Annotated in this window: 2 protein-coding genes and 1 pseudogene; 2 read left to right on the top strand and 1 reads right to left on the bottom strand. The window is 38.8% G+C overall.

Features of this window, described 5'->3' with window-relative positions; translation table 11 throughout:
* Window positions 1-76: 76 nt before the first annotated feature.
* Window positions 77-837: pseudogene (locus ACTS60_RS00095) on the top strand (IS5 family transposase).
* Window positions 838-1087: 250 nt separating this feature from the next.
* Here ACTS60_RS00095 and ACTS60_RS00090 read toward each other — a convergent pair.
* Window positions 1088-2044, bottom strand: coding sequence for a hypothetical protein (locus tag ACTS60_RS00090; protein ID WP_440886716.1), 957 nt, complete (start codon window positions 2042-2044; stop codon window positions 1088-1090).
* A 751-nt stretch (window positions 2045-2795) separates the two neighbouring features.
* Between ACTS60_RS00090 and ACTS60_RS00085 the strand changes: the two genes are divergently transcribed.
* Window positions 2796-2978, top strand: a complete 183-nt coding sequence (locus tag ACTS60_RS00085) for a hypothetical protein (protein WP_440886715.1) — start codon at window positions 2796-2798, stop codon at window positions 2976-2978.
* The last annotated feature ends 300 nt before the right edge of the window (window positions 2979-3278 follow it).

Below are 3278 nucleotides of genomic sequence, written 5' to 3'. Positions count from 1 at the left end.
TTTCGTGAGTGTTTTTTGAACAGCATGGTAAAGAGTTATAATTTGCTTCGCCAAAAGTAAAACCATAACCAATACCATGCCAAGAACAATGCTAACTGATACTCGCTGGGAACTGCTACTCCAAGTTATAAAAAGTACAGGTCGTATTTACGATAAAACTGAACATCGAATGACATTTGAAGGGATACTTTATCGAATGAGAACAGGTATTCCTTGGCGGGATCTACCCTCTGAGTTCGGAGAGTGGAGCACCGTTTACAGACGATTTAATCTTTGGTCGAAGAAAGGGGGTTTAGATAAACTTTTCAAAAGCTTATCTAGCATGGCTGACTTTGAATGGGTCTTTCTTGATGGCTCTATAGTTCGAGCGCATCTGCATAGTACAGGTGCTGCTACTGAAAGCTCAGAGCAAATAGGAAAAAGTAGCGGGGGCAACTCTGCCAAAATTCACTTAGCCGTGGAAGTGGTGGCCTGCCGATTTGCTTTGATTTATCAGAAGGACAACGCCACGATATAGTGCATGCCGAAAGCTTAGTTGAGCAACTCGATGAAGTTAATACCATCATTTGTGATAAAGGATATGACAGCGAACCTTTCCGCATTTTTGTTAAGGAGCGTGGCGGAGAAACAGTAATTGCTATACGCAATTACGGACAAGATATAGACAAAGACAGTATGGATTAGTGTCTTTACAAGTATCGTCACTTGGCCGAAAAGGCCTTTGGGGTAATTAAGCATTATCGAGCTATTTCAAGTAGATATGACAAGCTAGAAAGGAATTATGCCAGCATGTTATCGCTGGCATTCATGTTAATGTGGCTACCGATGTATTGTTGAACGAGAAATTGTACAGCAAAGTTCAACACGCCCTAGTTTTTCTGAACTTCGAGTTGGTATTTTTTAAATATAGTATTGCGTAAAATATGATGTTAAGAGGTGGTGTAAGAGATAGAATAAACGCTAAGACCATACCGACCTTGTAGTTACTTAACTTGCGTTTACCCAAATGATACCCAATGACTACATTACCAATTATATACAGTATTAACAGTATCGGACCAATTAAAGTTTGTAGCATACGTATCCCCTAAAGTTTAACACATGACATGCCTGAGTATACGTCACTTACGTAAACTGCATAGCAACGCAAGACGGCACCATCGCTATAGCTACCTTTCTCAACAATTACCCAATTAGAACGTGTCAAAACGGACTCAAAAGCCGAACGGTCAATGCCATTACCATGAGCGTCGAACTGGTAATCACCAGAAAAGTCCCTTGCATTCAACAGCTCTGAGGCATTTGATGCAACTACATTCCCATCAGAATCTAGAATCGGATACTTCGCTTGAAAGACGAGGTCAAACACATGCTCTCCATTAAAACTGTATTTAAAAGTCATAACAGCACCACTAGAAAAAACGACACTTATTTTATCGAATTCAAGAATCCCCAAACCTAAAATTTCCGTTAAACCAACGTTACCCGCTAGAATAAAGTAGCTCAACATTTCAGCAGCAAAACTATCACCTAAGTCATCGTACCAAAAGGAGTTTCGGTTAGATGGATCTAAAAAGTTTGATAGCTCATTAGCGGAATAACTTCTACCTACGAGATCCCATGGACTTTTCGCAATCTCTTCAGGGACACGAACGTAAAAGTCACGCATATCGAGGGTTCGAGACATCGAGCTCAAGACTTGTGAACCAATGGCCTCCCTTTGAGCAATAAAGTTCGTAACATTGTGCCTCAAGTTCGAGTCTGCGTTATACATTCCTGCCGTGGTTGAAAATATAGGTTCACCATTAGGTTGTATTATTTGTCTATTTGTAACGATGAATTTCTTAAGAGTATCGGTATTCGGGTTGTAACCATGAAACTCAATGGTTTTCATGAATTTACTGTTACTTTTTGCAAATGAATACCAAGAAGAATCTGATACACATGTGTTACAAACCCTTACATCCTCGGAAGCAGCAAAAGCCATTGACGAGTTTGCTATCGAGAGAAAGCCAAACAATAAAATAGTAATGTTCTTTATCATTATCAGTCCTTGAATTGTATTATAAATAATCAACATTTTGATGTGGTGGAAAATTAATCTAACATCATCGTCAAAATGTAGGCAATATGTTAACTTTATGTTTTATTTGTTTTTTTGATTAAGATCACCTTATGCAATCGCGAGTATATCGCTAATTGCAAGCTTTTGATTTAAAGTATAATTTAGAAAAAACCTCATGCTGATAATGAAAAAACTTCAATTATGATATGAGCTTTGTATATCTATTTGAGGACATCTCTCTTTGTCCAATTTCTCATTGATATCAATAATCATTAGACACTCCTGGCGTTATGTGTAGTGTTTTTTCCGCCTTATCTAAGCAATAAATTTATCCGGACAGCTCACCATCTTGGAACGTCTCAATTTAGCTGATGGTATGTAATCAGTAGCGAGGTGTTGACTCTTTAAGCGATGCTCTTTATTGATCTTTCGCTACATTTTTCCTTTTGATTCGTTAGCCTTCAGATCGATCCCTTTTTGGTTATTTTTTTGTCAACCTAAACACAAAAAGATAATTATCTGGCCTTGTTGAAATCGGATTAGATTTGGTAGGGGAAACGCCCCCTTTAAAACCATTAGAGCATTTATTCAAGCAAGTTTTTGGGGAAATATGAGTTAGCCAAGTAGCTAACTGCTTGTGCCACTGATAAGGTTCTGGGTATTCATTTGTTATTCGAAATCGGGACTGATAGATTAATGAAGAATGCTAATGCAACAAATTGGAGTGAAAATGGAATTGAAACTAGCGGATGAGCAAGTGCGTACATTATTACGTTTAGTTAAAACAGAGATGGATGGTTTTTGCGGTGACGTAGGATACGCAGAGCTTTCAAAAATAAACAACATCTTAGAGCAACAGTTAGATGCAAACTCTGTAAAGGGGCCGTCCAACTCATCGCGGTGCAAGAGCTAAAGGCTAGTCTTAGCTTCTCTCGCAGTAAGCTTCATTTATAGCGCATAAGTTAGCCATCCCCCCTCATCAAATCGATTGGAAAGTGATGGTCACTAGTGCGATTCAAGGCCGCTTGCTCAAATGTGTAACGCAGATGAGGGTGATTAGGGCGCGTTGATCTTTCGTGAGTGTTTTTTGAACAGCATGGTAAAGAGTTATAATTTGCTTCGCCAAAAGTAAAACCATAACCAATACCATGCCAAGAACAATGCTAACTGATACTCGCTGGGAACTGCTACTCCAAGTTATAAAAAGTACAGG

Origin of the sequence: Vibrio sp. WZ-1 (assembly GCF_052037695.1) — a bacterium.
Classification (GTDB): Bacteria; Pseudomonadota; Gammaproteobacteria; order Enterobacterales; family Vibrionaceae; genus Vibrio.
Note: the sequence above shows the minus strand (reverse complement) of the source record. Positions and strands in the feature narration are given on the sequence as shown.

What these genes read in the sequence shown, in the direction of transcription:
- ACTS60_RS00090 (WP_440886716.1), bottom strand. Translation starts at nt 2,044, where the DNA reads ATGATAAAGAACATTACTATTTTATTGTTTGGCTTTCTCTCGATAGCA.
- ACTS60_RS00085 (WP_440886715.1), top strand. Translation starts at nt 2,796, where the DNA reads ATGGAATTGAAACTAGCGGATGAGCAAGTGCGTACATTATTACGTTTA.